This window comes from Serratia sp. CoH_122_TC_1 (assembly GCF_058191755.1).
In genome coordinates, this window is sequence record NZ_JBXWLA010000011.1 from 57,768 (window position 1) to 75,488 (window position 17,721).

14 protein-coding genes are annotated in these 17,721 nt (G+C 56.3%); 10 read left to right on the forward strand and 4 right to left on the reverse strand.

Annotation, left to right across the window (positions count from 1 at the left end):
• The first annotated feature begins 7 nt into the window (after nucleotides 1-7).
• Genes AC2FC2_RS15365 through AC2FC2_RS15375 form a run of 3 tightly spaced genes read left to right on the forward strand, consistent with a single transcriptional unit; the run spans nucleotide 8 to nucleotide 5,831 of the window.
• Nucleotides 8-1,267: a TolC family protein gene (locus AC2FC2_RS15365; RefSeq protein WP_490659479.1), complete on the forward strand. Its 1,260-nt coding sequence runs from the start codon at nucleotides 8-10 to the stop codon at nucleotides 1,265-1,267.
• The gene (locus AC2FC2_RS15370; RefSeq protein ID WP_490308493.1) at nucleotides 1,264-2,715 is read left to right on the forward strand and encodes an efflux RND transporter periplasmic adaptor subunit; all 1,452 of its coding nucleotides are present in this window, start codon (nucleotides 1,264-1,266) and stop codon (nucleotides 2,713-2,715) included. The genes AC2FC2_RS15365 and AC2FC2_RS15370 overlap by 4 nt, the downstream gene beginning before the upstream one ends.
• Nucleotides 2,712-5,831, forward strand: a complete 3,120-nt coding sequence (locus tag AC2FC2_RS15375) for an efflux RND transporter permease subunit (RefSeq protein WP_490659480.1) — start codon at nucleotides 2,712-2,714, stop codon at nucleotides 5,829-5,831. Before AC2FC2_RS15370 ends, AC2FC2_RS15375 begins: the two co-directional genes overlap by 4 nt.
• A 54-nt stretch (nucleotides 5,832-5,885) precedes the next feature.
• Here AC2FC2_RS15375 and apbE read toward each other — a convergent pair whose 3' ends face one another.
• Complete coding sequence (gene apbE / locus AC2FC2_RS15380) at nucleotides 5,886-6,917, reverse strand: FAD:protein FMN transferase ApbE (RefSeq protein WP_490659481.1); 1,032 nt, start codon at nucleotides 6,915-6,917, stop codon at nucleotides 5,886-5,888.
• Between the two features lie 278 nt (nucleotides 6,918-7,195).
• Here apbE and AC2FC2_RS15385 point away from each other — a divergent pair, with 278 nt between their 5' ends.
• Nucleotides 7,196-8,308: an SLC13 family permease gene (locus tag AC2FC2_RS15385; RefSeq protein WP_490659482.1), complete on the forward strand. Its 1,113-nt coding sequence runs from the start codon at nucleotides 7,196-7,198 to the stop codon at nucleotides 8,306-8,308.
• 46 nt (nucleotides 8,309-8,354) lie between these two features.
• On the opposite strand, the gene pepT is transcribed toward AC2FC2_RS15385, so the two are convergent.
• The gene (gene pepT / locus AC2FC2_RS15390) at nucleotides 8,355-9,587 is read right to left on the reverse strand and encodes a peptidase T (protein WP_490659483.1); all 1,233 of its coding nucleotides are present in this window, start codon (nucleotides 9,585-9,587) and stop codon (nucleotides 8,355-8,357) included.
• A 214-nt stretch (nucleotides 9,588-9,801) separates the two neighbouring features.
• Between pepT and AC2FC2_RS15395 the strand changes: the two genes are divergently transcribed.
• Complete coding sequence (locus AC2FC2_RS15395; RefSeq protein ID WP_209638834.1) at nucleotides 9,802-10,698, forward strand: endonuclease/exonuclease/phosphatase family protein; 897 nt, start codon at nucleotides 9,802-9,804, stop codon at nucleotides 10,696-10,698.
• 25 nt (nucleotides 10,699-10,723) lie between these two features.
• Here the strand turns inward: AC2FC2_RS15395 and pdxR are convergent, their stop codons facing one another.
• Nucleotides 10,724-12,157 (reverse strand): MocR-like pyridoxine biosynthesis transcription factor PdxR, encoded by a 1,434-nt coding sequence (gene pdxR, locus AC2FC2_RS15400; protein ID WP_490659484.1) that lies wholly within the window; start codon nucleotides 12,155-12,157, stop codon nucleotides 10,724-10,726.
• A gap of 93 nt (nucleotides 12,158-12,250) precedes the next feature.
• Here pdxR and AC2FC2_RS15405 point away from each other — a divergent pair, with 93 nt between their 5' ends.
• Nucleotides 12,251-12,706: a rhodanese-like domain-containing protein gene (locus tag AC2FC2_RS15405; protein ID WP_490659485.1), complete on the forward strand. Its 456-nt coding sequence runs from the start codon at nucleotides 12,251-12,253 to the stop codon at nucleotides 12,704-12,706.
• Nucleotides 12,707-12,710: 4 nt separating this feature from the next.
• Here the strand turns inward: AC2FC2_RS15405 and flk are convergent, their stop codons facing one another.
• Nucleotides 12,711-13,739 carry a flagella biosynthesis regulator Flk gene (gene flk, locus AC2FC2_RS15410; RefSeq protein WP_490659486.1) on the reverse strand — a complete coding sequence of 343 codons (1,029 nt, stop codon included), beginning with the start codon at nucleotides 13,737-13,739 and terminating at the stop codon, nucleotides 12,711-12,713.
• Nucleotides 13,740-14,042: 303 nt separating this feature from the next.
• Between flk and AC2FC2_RS15415 the strand changes: the two genes are divergently transcribed.
• The 4 genes from AC2FC2_RS15415 to AC2FC2_RS15430 are packed head-to-tail and all read left to right on the forward strand — an operon-like array spanning nucleotide 14,043 to nucleotide 17,701.
• Complete coding sequence (locus AC2FC2_RS15415) at nucleotides 14,043-14,408, forward strand: copper resistance protein (protein WP_490659487.1); 366 nt, start codon at nucleotides 14,043-14,045, stop codon at nucleotides 14,406-14,408.
• Nucleotides 14,409-14,458: 50 nt separating this feature from the next.
• Nucleotides 14,459-16,495 carry a protein-disulfide reductase DsbD family protein gene (locus AC2FC2_RS15420; protein ID WP_490659488.1) on the forward strand — a complete coding sequence of 679 codons (2,037 nt, stop codon included), beginning with the start codon at nucleotides 14,459-14,461 and terminating at the stop codon, nucleotides 16,493-16,495.
• A complete protein-coding gene (locus AC2FC2_RS15425) occupies nucleotides 16,492-17,208 on the forward strand; it encodes a DsbA family protein (RefSeq protein ID WP_490659489.1) in 717 nt (238 codons plus the stop codon). The genes AC2FC2_RS15420 and AC2FC2_RS15425 overlap by 4 nt, the downstream gene beginning before the upstream one ends.
• Entirely contained in the window at nucleotides 17,201-17,701 is a 501-nt protein-coding gene (locus AC2FC2_RS15430) for a protein disulfide oxidoreductase (RefSeq protein WP_209638847.1), read from the forward strand. Before AC2FC2_RS15425 ends, AC2FC2_RS15430 begins: the two co-directional genes overlap by 8 nt.
• The last annotated feature ends 20 nt before the right edge of the window (nucleotides 17,702-17,721 follow it).

The following is a 17,721-nucleotide window of genomic DNA, read 5'->3' on the forward strand; positions in this document are numbered from 1 at the left end:
AGGCGTCATGACCAGGATTATTTCTCACCCCTTGCGGGTGGGCTGGCTGCTGCTCGTTTGTTGGGTATCAGCCACCCAAGCGACGGAGCTGACGCTGCAACAGTCACTGACGGCAGCGGAACGTTATTCCGCCGAACTCTCGGCCAATAGACATCAGGTCAATGCCCTGGCGAACATGGCAGATTCGGCAATGCAATTGCCCGATCCCAAGCTGAAGTTCGGTATTGAGAACGTGCCGGTGCAGGGGGGAAATGCCCGGCGTTTCACTCGCGAAGGTATGACGATGGGGCGGGTTGGCATCATGCAGGACTATGTCAGCAGCACCAAACGCCAGCGCAAGGCTGATACCTTGCGCGCCGAAGCCAGCAAAACAGATGCAGGCAGCGCCACCATCCGTGCCCGTTTGCAGCAGCAAACCGCCCAAGCGTGGCTTGAGTTGGCATTGAGCCGGCAAAGCCTGCGTGATGCGACAGCCTTGGTCACGGAGAGCGAACGTCAAATCACCACTCAGCGCGCGGGTGTTGCCGGTGGTGGCACGCCGGCCAGTGCGGTGTTGGACGCCCGGCTGACGTTGCTGGCCATGCAAGATCGCATCAGCGAAGCACAGCGGGACGTTAGGGTGGCACAGGCGCGTTTGACGCAACTGACCGGCGTGGCGGCGACGGATACGTCAGGAACCTTGCCGCGCTTTGAACGTTTGCCGGCTGACAGTGACGTATTGCGACAGGGGATCAGACAGCACCCCGAAGTACTGCAAGCCAGCCGTGAGGCAGATGTTGCCAAGGCGCGTTCTGCACAGTCAGAAGTGGCGGCAATACCGGATGTCGGCGTCGAGGTGTATTACGGCAAGCGTGCTGATGATTACGAGGATCTGGCCGGGGTGATGTTTACCGTGGATCTGCCGCTTTTCCGCTCGCAACGCCAGGATAAGGACTATGCCGCCGATGTGTCTCGCAACATGGAGGCCAACGATCGACTGACGCTGCTGATTCGCGATCATCAGGCGCAACTCGATACGCTGTTGGCGCAGTACCAGGCGGCGCAGTTGCAGTGGCAACGTCAGCAGCAGCAGGCCATCCCCTTGCAGCAACAGCGGCTGACATTGGTGTTGGCGCAATATCGCACGGGTAAAAGTGACCTGTCCGCGGTGCTGGAAGCGCGGCGTGCGCTGCTCGACAGCCGCCTCAACGCCGGCAAAGCCGCTCGTGGGCTTGCACAAATCTGGGCCGCTATCCGCTACCTCACCCCACAGGAATCGATGCAATGAAAATACAATTCAAACTGGCGTTATTAGCCGCGTTGATCGGCAGTGGATTGGCCGGATATTGGTTTGGCTCGCAGGGTGAAACGGCACCGCAAGCGAGCAAGAGCGAACGACAGGTATTGTATTGGTATGATCCGATGATGCCAGCTCAGCGCTTTGATAAACCGGGTAAATCTCCCTTTATGGATATGCAACTGGTGCCACGCTATGCCGATGAAGCTGAATCGGAGGGCGGCGTGACCATCAGCACGCGCCAGCAACAGAACCTGGGGGTGCGTATCGAGGCTGCGCAGTTACGCCCATTGGAACCGCAATTTAGCGCCTTTGGCAGCGTAGCGACGGATGAGCGCGGCATTCAAATTATCGCTGCTCGTGCCAATGGACTGGTGGAGAAGCTCTATGTTCGTGCCAGCGAGCAACAGGTGAAGAAGGGGGAAGCGCTGGCGCAGTTGTGGATACCGGACTGGAGTGCGGCGCAGCAGGAGTATCTGGCGATACGCAAACTGGGTGATACCGAATTGACCGCGTCAGCACGCCAGCGGTTACAGCTGCTGTTTATGCCCGAGGCGGTAATTCGGCAAGTGGAGCGCACGGGCAAATCCGAGCCACGCGTTAAGATAGTGGCCCCGGAAAACGGTTTCGTTAACAAGCTAACCGTCCTTGAAGGTGCGCAGGTGACCGCGGCGCAGGGCCTGTTTGAGATAGCTCGCCTCGACCCAGTGTGGATCCTGGCTGATTATCCGCAGGCGCAGGCCGGCTTGCTGAAGGTGGGTGATAAGGTACAGGCCGCCTCCGCCAGTTGGCCGGGGGAGCGTTTTGAGGGAGAAGTAAGCGAACTGCTGGCCAATGTCGATCCGCTGACCCGTACTTTCAAGGCACGTATTTTATTGAAGAATCCGCAGCAAAAATTGCGGCCAGGCATGTACCTGCAATTGACGCTGTCGCAGAGCACGGTGGGTAAACCGGTGCTGGCGATACCGCAAGAGGCGCTGATCGGCAGCGGCGATCGTAATCGGGTATTGGTTGCTGAAGGGAGTGGGCATTTCACGCCGGTTGAGGTGGTCGCCGGGCGTACACAGGATGGCTGGGTGGAGATCAAACGCGGCCTGAGTGTAGGGCAACAGGTCGTGACTTCTGGCCAATTCCTGATCGACTCCGAGGCCAGTATGCGCAGTGCCTTGCCGCAGATGGCGGCAAAGTCAGAGGTTAAACAGTACCAGGCCGAAGGCGTGATTGAGGCGCTGAATGGCGACACGATTACGCTGTCCCATGGCCCTGTACCGGAATTGCAGTGGCCGGCAATGACCATGGACTTTGCCCTGCCTCCAGGAGGATTGCCGACCGGCATCACCTCGGGCGACAAAGTGCAGATCCGCTTTACTGTGGACGACAGGGGTTCGCATATCAGTCAGATAGTACCGATTCACGCTGAGCACGGGGGGCACTTATGATTGCTTTCGTGATCCGTTGGTCGTTGCGTAATCGACTGTTAGTGCTGTTGGCCTCGGCGCTGCTGGCTGGCTGGGGGATATGGGCCTTGCAGAAAGCGCCACTCGATGCGTTGCCTGACCTGTCCGATGTGCAAGTCATCGTCCGTGCCACCTATCCAGGCAAGGCACCGCAGGTGATTGAAGATCAGGTTACCTATCCGTTGACCACCACTTTATTAACGGTGCCGGGTGCCAAGACGGTGCGTGGTTTTTCCATGTTTGGCGACGCCTATGTTTACGTGCTGTTTGAAGACGGTACCGATCTGTACTGGGCACGTTCTCGGGTATTGGAATCGCTCAGTCAGGTGCAGTCTTCATTACCGGCGCAGGTCAAGGTGGCGCTGGGGCCAGATGCCACCGGGGTTGGCTGGGTTTATGAATATGCGTTGGTCGATAAAAGCGGGAAACACAGCCTGGCTGATCTACGGGCCCTGCAAGATTGGACGCTAAAATTTGAGCTTAAAACTGTCCCCAACGTGGCGGAAGTCGCCAGCGTAGGCGGTATGGTGCGCCAGTATCAAGTGGTGTTGGATCCGCAAAGCCTGCGTGCGTTGAATATCACCCATCAGCAGGTCGTGAGTGCCCTTCAGGACGCCAATCAAGAAGGTGGCGGCGCGCTGCTGGAGATGGGCGAGGCAGAATATATGGTGCGCACCTCGGGTTACCTGAAAAAACTGAGTGATTTCTCCAGCGTGGTAATCACCGTTCGTGATGGGGTACCCATCCTGCTTTCACAGGTGGCGACCTTGCGTGAGGGGCCGGAAATTCGCCGTGGTGTCGCGGAGCTTAACGGCGAGGGGGAAGTTGCAGGCGGCATTGTCGTGATGCGCTACGGCAAAAATGCGCTGGAAACCATTAATGCGTTGAAGGTGAAGTTGCAGGAGATCCAGCAGAGCTTGCCGCCTGGCGTGGAGATTGTGACGGTTTATGACCGTTCTCAGTTGATTGAGCATGCCATTGAAACCTTGTCCCATAAGCTGCTGGAAGAGTTTATCGTGGTGGCGCTGGTGTGCACCTTGTTCCTGTTCCATTTCCGTTCGGCGCTGGTGGCGATGATTACGCTGCCGCTCGGCATCCTCGGGGCCTTTGTGGTGATGCATTACCAAGGGGTGAACGCCAATATCATGTCACTGGGTGGGATAGCCATCGCGATAGGTGCCATGGTGGATGCCGCGATCGTCATGATCGAGAATATGCATAAGGTGCTGGAGCAGTGGCGACAGCGCCATCCGGGGCAGCAGCCGACATCGGCGGATTATTGGCGTATTTCAGAGCAGGCGGCGGTAGAGGTCGGGCCCGCACTCTTTTGCAGTTTGCTGATTATTACCCTGTCCTTTATCCCTGTCTTCACATTACAGGCACAGGAAGGGCGGATGTTTTCACCGCTGGCCTACACCAAAACCTATGCCATGGCGGTGGCCGCCGGGTTGGGGATTACGCTGGTGCCGGTGCTGATGGGGTATTTTATTCGTGGTCGCATTCCCGACGAGCATGCCAATCCGATCAACCGTTGGTTGATCCGCCTGTACCAACCGGTGTTGGCTGCGGTGCTGGCGAGGCCCAAAACCACGCTCGGGGTTTCACTATTACTGCTGCTGTTAACGCTGTATCCGCTCAGTCGTTTGGGCAGCGAATTTATGCCCCAGCTCGACGAAGGTGATCTGCTGTATATGCCATCGTCATTGCCGGGGATGTCGGCGCGCGAGGCGAGCCGGTTGCTGCAACTCACCGACCGGTTGATTAAAACCGTGCCCGAGGTCGCGACGGTATTTGGTAAAGCAGGACGGGCGGAGAGCGCCACCGATCCTGCCCCTCTGACCATGCTGGAAACCACCATTCGTTTCAAGCCGCGCGATCAGTGGCGGTCTGGCATGACCATGGACAAGCTGGTGGCTGAACTGGACGCTGTGGTCAAGGTGCCTGGCATTGCCAACGTTTGGGTTCCACCTATCCGCAACCGTCTGGATATGCTTGCCACCGGGATAAAAAGCCCGGTCGGTATCAAGGTGAACGGCAATAACATGGCCGATATTGAACGGATTTCCGGGCAAATTGAGCAGGTGGTGAAGCCTGTGCCGGGCGTCACCTCAGCGCTGGCGGAACGTATTACCGGCGGGCGCTACGTGGATATTGATATTGATCGCCAGCGGGCGGCACGTTATGGCGTCTCGGTAAAAGAGCTGCAATCTATGGTGGCAACGCTGGTGGGGGGCGAAAACATCGGTGAAACCATTGAGGGCCGAGCGCGTTATCCCATCAATGTGCGTTACCCGCGTGAGGTTCGCGACTCGGTGCAGCAACTGCAGGCGTTACCGGTGCTGACAGCCAGCGGAGGGCAGGTGCCGCTGTCTATGCTGGCTGACATTCGGGTTACTGAAGGACCGCCGATGCTGAAAAGTGAAAACGCCCGACTCTCCAATTGGATTTATGTTGACCTGCGTGGACGCGATCTTAAATCGGCGGTGGAAGAGATGCAGCAAGCGGTGTCACAGCAGGTTAAGTTGCCTGCGGGAGTATCCTTGAGCTGGTCAGGGCAGTTTGAATATCTGGAGCGCGCCAGCGCCCAGTTGAAGGTCGTGCTACCGGTCACGTTGGCGATCATTTTCGTGCTGCTGTTCGTCACCTTTAGCAGCGTGCGGGATGCATTACTGATCATGGCGACGTTACCATTTGCACTGATCGGCGGCGTGTGGTTGTTGTATTTGCTCAACTACAACCTGTCGGTGGCGGGGGCGGTGGGCTTTATCGCGTTGGCCGGGGTGGCGGCGGAATTTGGCGTAATCATGGTGCTGTATTTAAACCATGCGTTGGAGAAACACAGTCAGCCAGGGCAGCCGTTAACGCAACAACAGCTGATGGATGCAATTAGCGAAGGTGCCGTGTTGCGGGTTCGGCCAAAAGTGATGACGGTTGCCACCATTATGGCGGGATTATTGCCGATCATGTGGGGCAACGGCGCCGGCTCTGAAGTGATGCGACGTATTGCCGCACCGATGATTGGCGGGATGCTTAGTGCGCCCCTGTTGTCGATGTTGGTGATACCGGTGGCCTATTTGTTACTGCACCGCAAAGGATGACACCATGAGGGTGCAGTTTTACCTACTGCACCCTCGTTATCACTATCCCAGAAATTATTTCACCAGGAACGCTTTAAACTGCGGTGTCATCACCGCGCTGAAACCGTCATCGGTTTTGCTGATCAAATACACCGCCAGCCCTTTATCTTCCGCCAGTTTGAGCGCTTTTTCTGTGCCCAGAACCATCAGCCCAGTGTCCCAACCGTCGGCTTCCAATGCGGTGGGGGCGATCACGGTGGCAGATACCAGGCGATGGGTGATCGGCCGACCCGTCGTGGGATCGATCACGTGCGAATAGCGTTGCCCATCTTGTTCGAAGTAGTTGCGGTAACTGCCGGACGTACTGATGCCGTAGCCTTGCAGATCAACCAGCGCCTGCACGGCATTTTCACGATCGGTCGGTTTTTGGATCGCCACTCGCCAGGCGTTACCCTTGCCGTTAACACCGCGCGAGGAGACTGCACCACCGACGGACACCAAATAGTTGGTGATGCCATTGCGCGCCATCAGTTGTACCAGTTGGTCGACGCCATAGCCCTCGCCCATTGTCGAGAGATCGACATACATTTCTGGCAGGTCTTTCTGTAGCCATTCGCCGCGATTGTCGCTGATCAGTTTGAGGTGCTGCAGGCCAACATTTTTTTGCGCCGCCTCTATTTGTTGTTGGCTCGGTACTTTTACCGCGCGCTTATCCGGCCCAAAGCCCCACAGATTCACCAGAGGGCCAACGGTAATATTCATTGCGCCCTGAGTATCGTGGCCAATACGTTGAGCCATCAGGATGATGTCTGCCATGCCGCGTGGGATGGGCTGTGGATCAGCACTCTGCGTTTGATTAAAACGCGACAGTACCGAATCAGTACGGTAAGTAGAAATATCGTCATTAGCCCGTTCCAACACGGCATCGACCTGCTGCTGTAACTGCTGCTTATCGACGGCGATATCCCCGCTGACTTTGACGCTGTAGAAGGTCCCCATGGTTTTGCCCTCGAGATCAATCTGCGGGCGGGAGTCCTGGTCATTACAGGCGGTCAACAGGCTGAGCGTCACACTCAGCAAAAGCCATTTGGCAAAAATGTTAGCCATAAAAAATCCTTTGAAACAGAGGAGGGCGCTACAAATAAAGCAAAGTGCGACAAATGAAAAGCAGAGATAGCCAAAATAACGGGCGGTGCATCGAGGTGGCCACTGAGCGCACCCCGGTAGTATGCAGACAATACGTGACCGAGGGCGTGCCGGCAGCCCACAAAGAGGCGGTTTCAAGAATGGCGGTTAAAAGGTAACAAAGCATTTTTCTGGCGTTACTAGTGTGCTTGGGCTAACGTCTGCTTCCCGATCCTTGATTGTTTTTTGAAGCGCTCAACATGAGTTCAAACGCCGCTGTTCGGCTGATTCAGCCATTCCTGAAAGATCGTTTCTTACATATCCTGTTGCTGGCCGGTGTGCTGATGGCCGCCTTCAATCCACAACAGCTGCCAGAGCTTAACCGTTTTATTGACTGGCGTACCATCATCACGCTGCTGGGGTTGATGTTATTGACCAAAGGGGTTGAGGTCAGTGGCTATTTTGATTTTATCGGTCGCCAGATCGTCAACAGGCTGCACAGTGAACGACGGCTGGCGCTGTTTTTAGTGTTTTCTGCCGCGCTGCTGTCGTCGTTCCTGACCAACGACGTGGCGCTGTTTATTGTCATTCCACTGACCATCACGCTAAAAAAACTGTTTTCGTTGCCGATTAGCCGGTTGATTATCTTCCAGGCGCTGGCGGTTAATGCCGGCTCGTTGTTGACGCCAATCGGCAACCCGCAGAACATTTTGCTTTGGAGTAAATCCTCGCTGTCTTTCTTGGGTTTTATTGCCCAAATGTTGCCTTTTGGCGCGGTAATGCTGGCTAGCCTGTTGTTGTTGACCTGGTTCAGCTTCCCGCCGCGGGAGATCGTTAAGGTTCCGCACACCGAAGGCTACCCGTATCAACGGCATTTGTTGTTGAGCTGCGTGGTGCTGTATGTGATTTTTCTGCTGTCTCTGGATATGGGATTGCCGCTGTACGGTCTGTTGGCTGTTTTCGCCGGCTTTTTACTGCTGGCTCGCCGGGTATTGCTGCAGATTGACTGGAGCCTGATTTTTGTTTTTATCGCCATGTTTATCGACGTGGGGTTGTTCACCCGACTTGAGGCGATCCAATCCTGGTTCGCTGGCCTCTCTTCGTTGAGCAACGGCGGAATTTATGCGCTGGGAATTGGCCTGTCACAGATAATCAGCAATGTGCCTGCCACCATTCTATTGCTCAATTATGTGCCTTCAAGCCAACTGCTGGCTTATGCGGTGAATGCCGGTGGCTTTGGGCTGGCGATCGGCTCGTTGGCGAACCTGATTGCTTTGCGTATGGCGGGCGAGCGTAAAATCTGGCTGAAATTCCATTACTACTCATTGCCATTGTTGGCGTGGGGTGGGGTAGTGGGCTGGTTACTGGCCTAAGCGCGATATCTTTGCATGAAATATCGCGCTTGGAGGCGTGTGGCTGCTACCCGCGGGCAGCCAGTAAACAAATGCTGCGAGTCACCTGATATGACTTCACAAACGCACTGACCGGCAGGAACTCAAAGCGTGAATGGAAATTGTGTGCACCGGTGAAGTAATTGGGGGTTAGCAGCCCGCGGCTGGAGAGCGCTGCGCCGTCAGTGCCCCCTCGCATGGGGATAACCTTTGGTGGAATGCCGTGGGCGGCGAGGGCGCCGAATATCAGCTCAATGGCGCGTTTATCATCACCGATAGAGTTGCTGATGTTGCTGTAGATATCGGTAACAGTACAGCTCACTTTGGCGCGCGGGTAGTTTGCCGCCACCTGCTGTACCACTTCTTGTATCCGTGCTTTACGCGCATTGAACGCCGCCAGATCAAAATCACGGATCGACACTTTTAAGGTGGCGAGGTTGGCGTTGGCCACCATGTCGTTGAACCAGAAATAGCCCTCGCGCCCTTCGGTATGTTCTGGCGTGTCTCGACTGTCGAATTGGTTAATGATGTCATTGGCGATGCGAATCGGGTTGATCAGGATATTCTTCGCCGACATGGGGTGCGCAGTAACGCCCTCAATATGGATCTCCGCCGCTGCGGCGTTGAAGTTTTCATAGACCACTTCACCCAGCTCGCAACAGTCAATGGTATAGGCGAAATCTACGTCAAAGCGCGTCAAATCCAGCGCCTTGGCACCGCGCAGGCCAATCTCTTCGTCCGGTACAAAGGCCACCAGAATATCACCGTGGCGATCTGTAGCGCTCAGGTTAGCCAGCAAGGTCATCACGACCGTCACTGCCGCCTTGTTGTCCGCGCCGAGCACGCTGGTGCCGTCGCTGAAAATAATATCTTCATTTGGATAGGCGAGAATTTCCGGGTGCTCAGCGGTACGCAGCCAGATGTCATGTTCCGCGTTAAGGCAGAGATCTTGACCGCTAAAGTGCAGGCACTGTGGGTAGATATGCGCTGACAGGCCGACGTCAACGGTATCGATATGGGTGATAAAACCGATGCGCGGTGCGCCTGGTTGGTTACCGGGCTTGCGTGCGGTGACGGTCGCATGATCATCGATCTGTACGTCGTGCATCCCCAACTGGCGCAGTTCGGCCGCCAGCAGCTTGGCCATATCATGCTGCCCCGGCGTGCTGGGCAGGGCTGTGGCAGCGGCATCGCTCTGGCTGGTTACCGCCAGATAGCGGAAGAAACGTTCGGTGAGCTGTTCGGCTAAGGCGCGGGTCATTTGGGTTCCTCTCGATAAGCGGTCTATCGGTTTTAAAGCTAATTCAGCCGGTTGTCCAATGGTGCAATACTTTCACTGTCGGAATGCGAGATACGGCGCAGAATAAAAAAATAGCGAGATAACTAGGAAATAGTCGCGGGTAACTGCGGCAAAATCATTGTTAGCTGTGGGGTGCGGGTGCCCCAACAAAAATCTGAACGCTAAAGGAGAATTCATGCGCTCACGTCATGCTTTGCTTATTACTCTGTTATCCCTGGGAATATCTCATACTGCCTGGTCCTCTACCGACGGCGGCCATGCCAACAGCAATGCCAATAGCCGCGAAGTGGCCAGCGCACTGGGTGGCTTGAAGAACAAAACCTATAACCTGGAACAGGCCCCGAAGATCCGCGTAGCCAGCTTTAATATTGCTGCCGGCAAGGTCAGCGATATGACCGCCATCGCCAAGGCCATCAAGGCGATGAACGTTGACGTGGTGGCATTACAGGAAGTGGACAAACTGACGGGCCGCAGCGGTAAATTGGATCAGGCTGCGGAGCTGGCCAAGTTGACAGGTATGCACGTGGTCTTTGGTCGCGCGATTGACTTTGACGGCGGCGAATATGGCCTGGCGTTTCTGTCAAAATATCCGCTGCATGACAGCAAGATTTACCCACTGCCGTCCGGGCAGCGTGAACAGCGCATTGCTTTCAGCGCCCAGACCGACGTGCCCGAGTTCCCGGCACCCATCACCCTGATCAATACTCATCTGGATACCAAAGAAGATCCGGCCATGCGTTTGGATCAGGTGCGTGAGTTAAACGACCGTACCATCGAAATGCGCGGCATCAAGCTGTTGTTCGGCGACATGAACGATGTCCCGGGCAGCGTTACCTGGACTGAACTCAGCCGATACTGGAACGACATTATGCCTGCCGCACAAGATGGTCGCAGTTGGCCGGCGGAAAATGCCGAAATTAAAGTCGATTACATCTTTAGCGGCAATGCGCAGCGCTGGCATCTGGACAGCCTGACGGTGCCAAACGCCAGCGGTGACTGGAATGGCATCCACTGGCCGGCGGTTAGCGATCATCTGCCGATAGTGGCAGAACTGCGGCTGACCGAGCAGTAATGTCACCGAAAGCGATGTTGCAAATTTAGCGGGCAGTAATCCGTGCCAGCCGTTCGACGGCGGCACGGATCTCACCCGGTGTCAGGGCAGAAAAGCCCAATAGCCAACCGTCGCGCCGCAGGTTTGCTGTTTGATACAGCGCTGCCAGTCCGGGTGTTATCACACCTAAACGCTGTGCTTGCTGAGTGAGGGCGCTTTCTTGGCCCGGAGGTAGCCAAACGCTGAGCTGCAATCCCCCAGCGGCCGGTTGCGGGGTAGCGTAATGCCCTAGCTTTTCCTGCACTTGCGCCAGCAACTGGTCACGTCGGCTAGAATACAGCTGGCGCATATGGCGGATATGCGCGGCAAAATGCCCCTGCAGGATAAATTCGGCGGTGACTGCCTGCATCAGTTGGGCGCTGTGACCGTCATAGACTGTGCGTGCGGTGGTAAAGGATTCGACCAAGGCAGGCGGGACCACTAAATATGCCAGCCGCAACGAGGGAAATAGCGCCTTGGAAAACGTCCCCAGATAAAGCACGTTGCCGTGCCGATCCAGGCTTTGCATCGCCGGCATAGGCTGGCCGTCATAGTGAAACTCGCTGTCGTAATCATCTTCAACAATCCACGCCCGATGCCGTTGCGCCAAAGCCAGCAATTCGAGCCGCCGTGCCAGACTCAGTGCCACCCCCGTAGGGTATTGGTGCGAAGGCGTCAGGTAAATTAGCCGGGGGGCAGGGAGCTTGTCATCTGCCCGCATACCGGCTTCATCAACACTGACCGGTACCAATTCGCCGCCTGCACTGGTAAAGGCATTTTGGGCGCCGCGATAACCGGGTTCTTCCATCCAGACCTTGTCGCCATTATCCAACAGCAAAGTAGCAATCAACTGCAGAGCCTGTTGAGAGCTGGTCAGTACCAGGACCTGCTGCGCGTCACAATTGACGCCGCGAGTTTGGCTGACATAGCCGGCAATGGCCTCGCGTAGGGGGCGGTAACCCTGCGGATCACCATAGCGCAGCAGGGTTTCGCCACGTAAGCGTAACTGCTGGGCAGTGAGGTGCCTCCACAGTTTTAATGGGAAGACGCGCAGGTCCGGCGAACCGGCGGCAAAGGGCAAGGGGTGCTCGGGATCGCGGCAACCCCCGGTTTGTACGATCTGCCTGCCGCGGAGTGACAAATGCGGTTCACCGATCGCTTTGGCGACGGGCGGCGATTTAACAATGCATATTGCGACGAAGGTCCCTTGGCCCACTCGGCGTTGCAGATAGCCTTCGGCCTCGAGCTGGCTATAGGCTGCCTCCGTTGTCACGCGTGATACGCCCAAATCTTTGGCCAGTATTCGGGATGAGGGTAAACGTTGACCACGGATTAACGCCCCGTTATGAATCGCCCGGCGTAATGTGCTGCACACGCGCTCACGCAAGGTACCGCTTGTGTGTTCTGGCAGGTAAAAAAGGGTGAGCAGCGCATTTGCCATAATGGGACTTATCAACGTACAAAAATGGGTATCAATCATAAGACCAAAATCAGGCAATATTGTCATCAGTCTTTATCAACAGAGGTGAATTTCATGGCGGTATCTTCATTGGTTTTGGCATTCCCACCGGGAACAGCGGCGCAGAGTCTCGATTACCTGGCGGCGAAACTGAGTTATTACGCGGACGCATGGGACGTGGCGGAAGATCTGCGTAATGGCATCAGTGAAATCGTAGTGATCGATACCCGCACAGAGGCTTTGTATGCCGCCGGGCATATTCCCGGCGCGATCAGCTTGCCACATAGGCTTATGGACGAAGCGGGCACGGCGCATCTGGATCGCGGTAAAGTTTATGTGACCTACTGTGACGGCATTGGCTGTAACGGTTCAACCAAGGGGGCGTACAAGTTGGCGCAGCAGGGGTTCCAGGTGAAGGAGCTGATTGGCGGACTGGACTTCTGGAAACGCGATGGCCATCCATTGGCCACCGGTGAGCAGCCGGGTTCGCTGCTGGGAAAGACGATTGGAGAAGACTGCGGCTGTGGCTGATAGGTTAAAACACCAGCGCAAATACCAAGGCCAGTACCAGAATGAAAAGAATGAATACCGCAGCGGGTTTGCTCAGCGCTTTTTGCAGCGGTTGGGGCAGTGCGGCAATCAGTGGATTGAGCAACGGCTGCGGTTCGGCAGCGCTGCCGGTTATTGGCTGAGTAGGGCCCGCTTTTTCCAGACGACGAGCAAACAGTTGGTTGATCACATCGCTCATCTGCGGATGGGTTAGCGGCGCCGTTGCGTTGCAGTGAAAACGCGATTGGCAGTAGTCATTGAGCTGCTGCTGCTCCTGCGGATCTGCCGGTTGTTTGAGTACGGCCAGCAAGTTGTTTAGCGTTGGTGCTGTCTGTGGACTCAATGCCACCTTCACCTGCAAAAACTGGTTCAGCAGTTGGAAGTGACGAGCCGGAAGAGGATCATTGGTTTTTACCCCAGCCAGATCGAACAGGGTTTGCCAGATTTTAGCCGGTGATTCGCCGGTCGCGGCGCTGAGCTTGGTCACCTGCTGTTGCAAGCTCTGGTGTTCGGCAGGCAGCAGGGGACGATCGCTGGTCGTCGTCTGCTGCGGGTGAGGAATGGTCAGGCTACCGGTTTGCAACAGGTTGAGGACCTGTTGCAACTGTGGGTGGCTCAACTGGCTCAATACCGTGTGCCCAAACTGCTGGCGAATAAAATCGCTGACGGCCAGGCGATTATTGCCCTGCGGTAACAGTTCGGTGAGTTGTTGCAACAGTTGTCGGCTGGCGTGGCTCTGTTGTGCCTGAGCCAAGCGATTCTGCAACAGTTGTTCGGCCGGCTGAAAATGGCGAGCCAGCAGTTCGCTGTTGTTGTCTGTCTGCAGATCATGGCGCAACGTAACCCAGATCTCGGCGGACTTGGCTGGGCTGAGTGCCATGATCTTGACGACCAGCTTCTCCAGCGTCGTGCGTTGTGCCGGGGAGAGCGGGCTGCCGTCAGTGGTTGTGGTTTTATCCGGGCTTGGGGGGCGATCGCTGGCGATCGGGGTACCCGGTCCACTCAAAGGTTGCATATCACCTGTCCTTCGCTGTGTATCCCCAGCTTACTTGGCGTTACCGCTGTGTTGGCTGCGCAACTTCACCCGAATCCCGTACTGTCGTGCGTTCATCGAGCCCATGTGCTTGCCGCCTGGCCGTAACACCCCTTACTTTGGGGAGAAAATAATCGTCGTACCCGGCGAAAAGCACAGGTTTGCGCTTATGATACCTGTAAACGGCCATCATCAATACCGTCGACAGACATTTCTTTACAGGCAAAACATTGCTAAACGCGCCTGCGCCGCTAAGATAAGCGCAGACTTGGAATTGAGGACGGCATGGTTAAACAGCAGCGGATTGCAAAATGGTTTTTATGCTTGGCTTGCCTGGTGGTGCTGGTCTGTATGACTCAGCGCATGGCGAGCCTGCATGCATTGCAACAAGCGCTTGGCCTGCCTGTCGCTAGCGCGGTAGCCTCTTCTGCTGATGACGCTGCTGAAACCCAACCGACCCCTTGCGAACTGAGTGCTAAATCCTTATTGGCCTCACCGCCGGTGATGTTTGAAACGCTGCTGTTCGGTCTGGGGTTGTTATTGGTGCTGCTGGCACCTACCGTGGCTGCGTGCCTGCGTATTCCGCCTCCCAGAGTGATTTCCCCCACCACCCTTAGGGTGCACCTCCGATTATGTGTCTTCCGTGAATGAGTTAATCGCCCCTTCCCGTTGGTGATTGATTTATTTTATGGAGAAAGAACATGTTGAATATCATCAGGTCGGCGTTAGCCTGCCTGTTAATGCTATGGCTGCCTGCTTTGCAGGCGGCGGATAGCGGCTGGCTGCAAAGTCCGACGAATGATCACGCGAAGGTGCGACTGCGTGCCGATACCTCGCAAAATGGGGAAACCCGATTACTGCTGGCAATAGAGCTGCAAAAAGGTTGGAAAACCTATTGGCGTTCGCCCGGTGAGGGCGGTATAGCACCGGCCATAACCTGGCAGGGCAATCCGCCACCCGCCACCTGGTTTTGGCCGACGCCGCAGCGCTTTGATGTTGCCGGTATTTCTACCCAGGGTTATCACGATCGGGTTGAACTGCCTATGGTGATGAAGGGGGCAGCACCGCGCAAGTTGGCAGGGACCCTGACGCTGTCAACGTGCAGCAACGTCTGTATCCTGACCGACTATCCATTCAGCCTGGATCTTGGTACCCCCTCTGACGCGCAATTTACCCATGATTTTGCCCAGGCGATGGGGCAGGTGCCGATTGCCGATGGGTTGGTGGACAGTATTAAAGCCGGCTACCAGCGTGGCGAACTGCACATCAGCGCTGAGCGTGGCGCCGGTTGGCAGCAGCCTGAACTGTTCTTCGATACGCTGGAAGATGCTGATCTCGGTAAGCCAAAGGTGAGTCGCGAGGGTACGCACATGTTAGCGCGGGTGCCGGTCAGCGATGGTTGGGGGGACAGCGCACCGGATTTGCGCGGTAAAACCTTGACGTTGGTGATCAGCGATAACGGGTTGGCGCAGCAGGTGACGTTGCCGATTGGCGGGCCGCTGGCCTTGCCGGCTGCGGCGAGCTTCTCGCTGTGGCAAGCGGTGCTGATGGCGCTGGCGGGTGGGTTGATTCTCAATCTGATGCCCTGCGTCCTGCCGGTTCTGGGGATTAAACTCGGTTCAATTCTTCAGGTAGAGCATCGCGACCGTCAGAGCATCCGGTTACAGTTCCTCGCGTCGACCCTGGGTATTGTGGCCTCGTTCATGGCGTTAGCGTTGCTAATGACGCTGCTGCGGTGGAGCAATCAGGCGCTGGGTTGGGGTATCCAGTTCCAAAATCCGTGGTTCATTGGTTTTATGGTGCTGGTTACGCTGCTGTTCAGCGCTAACCTGTTTGGCCTGTTCCATCTGCAACTTTCCTCTTCATTAAATACCAAACTGGCAACCCACAACGGCCGTGGCTTGGGTGGGCATTTCTGGCAGGGCGCTTTTGCTACCTTGCTGGCAACGCCGTGTTCTGCACCTTTCCTGGGGACCGCAGTGGCCTTTGCTCTGGCAGCACCCTTGCCGGTGTTGTGGGGGATGTTTGTCGCACTGGGTATCGGCATGAGCCTGCCATGGCTACTCATTGCCGCCTGGCCGGCACTGGCGCTGCGCTTGCCAAGGCCGGGCCGTTGGATGAACAGCCTGCGGTTGGTGATGGGGCTGTTGATGCTTGCCTCTTCACTGTGGTTGCTGAGCCTGATGGTCAACCATATTGGCATGGTGCCAACGTTGGTGGTGGGCGGTGTCGCACTGCTGGCGTTGTTGTTGGCCGTTGGCTGGCAACATGGCGTGCGTCTGGCTGCTAAGTTGGCGGCTGGCACGCTGGTGTTGGTCGGTGTCGTGTTGTTGGCCGGTTCTCTCACTGCCGGGCTGTGGCGTCAGCCGCTGCACGACAACGTGGTTTGGCAACCGTTGAGCGAGCAGGCAATCACCCAGGCATTGGCCCAAAATAAACGGGTGTTTGTCGATGTGACCGCCGACTGGTGCGTAACCTGTAAAGCCAATAAATTCAACGTCCTGCTGCGTGACGATGTGCAAAAGGCACTGAGCGCCGATGATGTTGTTGCTCTGCGTGGCGATTGGAGCCGTCCATCGGCCGAGATTAGCGCCTTCCTGCAACAGCGCGGCAGCGTTGCCGTGCCTTTTAACCAGATTTATGGCCCCGGCAGCCCAGATGGCGTGGTGTTATCCCCGCTGTTGACCCGCGATGCCGTATTACAAACCCTGTCCGCCGCCAAAGGAAACGTACAATGAAAAAATTAATGATTTTACTGATGCTGATTGTTACCCCTGTTTGGGCCGCTGCGCCATTTACGTCTGAACAAGAGGCGCGCATTAAAGAGCTGATCCGTGAAACCTTGGTGTCTAATCCGGATATTCTGGCACAGGCGGTGGACGCCTGGCAGCAACAGACGGCGGGACAACAAATTAGCCAAGCGATCAAACAAAATGCCAACGTGCTGTACGACGATCCTGCCAGCCCACGCTTAGGGGCCGCCAACGCCAAACTGACCATGGTGACCTTTACCGATTACAATTGCCCGTACTGCAAGCGTTTTGATCCGATGCTGGAGAAGATCGTCAAACAATATCCAGATGTGGCGCTGGTAGTGAAATTGCTGCCTTTTAAGGGGGAAAGCTCGGTCAGTTCGGCGCGTGTGGCATTGACGACCTGGCAACAGCATCCGGACCAATTCTGGGCGTTGCACCAACGTCTGATGGCTAAAAAAGGCTTCCACGACAATGCCAGCATTGCCGCTGCACAGCAGAAAACCGGCGTAAAAGCGGTCTCGCCGAGTGAACTGAGCATGACCACCCTGCGCACAAATATGGCGTTGGCAGAGAAACTGGGTGTGCAAGGAACGCCAACGACGCTGATCGGCGATCAGATGCTGCCGGGTGCGGTCTCTTATGAAGACCTGGAGACGTTGGTGAAACAGCAATTGGCGAAAGTGAAAAATGGCTAGGCTGCGGCGCTGGGCGCGCGAACTGCTGGTCTTGCTGTTGATCCTGCTGGTGGTGGCGTTTGGCATGGACTGGTTACGCGCCCCGCAGGCACCGGCAGCGTTTGATTCGCACATGTTGACGACGCTAAGTGGCCAGCAGGTGTCACTGGCTCAGCTCAGCCAGGATAAGCCACTGCTGGTCTATTTCTGGGCCAGCTGGTGTGGCGTATGCCGTTTCACCACGCCGTATGTTGCCAAACTGGCTGACGAAGGGAGCAACGTGCTTACCGTGGCACTGCGCTCCGGCGACGATCGTCAGGTGGCGCAGTGGATGGCGGGCAAACGCGTGACGTTACCTGTGGTTAACGATCCGCAGGGGCAGTTGTCTGCGCAGTGGCAAATCGGCGTCACACCCACGCTGGTGGTGATTTCCAAAGGCAAGGTGGTACAGAGCACCACCGGCTGGACCAGCTATTGGGGGATGAAACTGCGGTTGTGGTGGGCCGGGGTGTAACCCGGCCTATGTGATATAAC